Annotated in this window: 1 protein-coding gene; it reads left to right on the top strand. The window is 62.7% G+C overall.

From position 1 onward, the window contains the following. Positions 1–595: DDE-type integrase/transposase/recombinase (locus Q2941_RS51855; RefSeq protein ID WP_458197580.1), on the top strand; the 595-nt coding region annotated here is incomplete at both ends.

The raw sequence follows: 595 nt of genomic DNA, 5'->3' as shown, positions 1-595 counted from the left end.
CCCTGTTGCCACGTGCACCGTCATCGAGACGTTGCGCCGGCAGCGCCACACCGGCAAGCAGATCGCGGCCGAGGTCAAGGTCTCACCGGCCACCGTCAGCCGCATCCTTCGCCGCCTGGGATTGAACCGGATGCGCGATCTGGAGCCTGCCGAGCCCGAACGCCGCTATGAGCGCGAGCACCCAGGCGAGATCATTCACATCGACATCAAAAAGCTCGGGCGTTTCGAGCGTGTCGGCCATCGCATCACCGGCGATCCGAGCGGTCCGAACAAGAGCCGCGGCGCCGGCTGGGATTTCGTCCACGTTTGCATTGACGACCATTCCCGCGTCGCCTTCACGCAGATCAAGCCCGACGAAACAGCCGACAGCGCTGTTCCCTTTCTCAAGGCGGCTGTGGCTTACTACAAAAGCCTCGGCGTCACCGTCACGCGCGTCATGACCGACAACGGCAGTTGCTATCAGTCCTTCGCCTTCCGCGACGCTTGCCGGGACCTGGGTATCAAGCACATCCGCACCAAGCCATATACGCCGAGAACAAATGGCAAGGCCGAGCGCTTCATTCAGACAGCGCTTCGGGAATGGGCCTATGCCCGA

Source organism: Bradyrhizobium sp. UFLA05-153 (assembly GCF_054185185.1).
The sequence above is the reverse complement of the archived record's forward strand: the minus strand, read 5'-3'. Positions and strand labels throughout refer to the sequence as shown.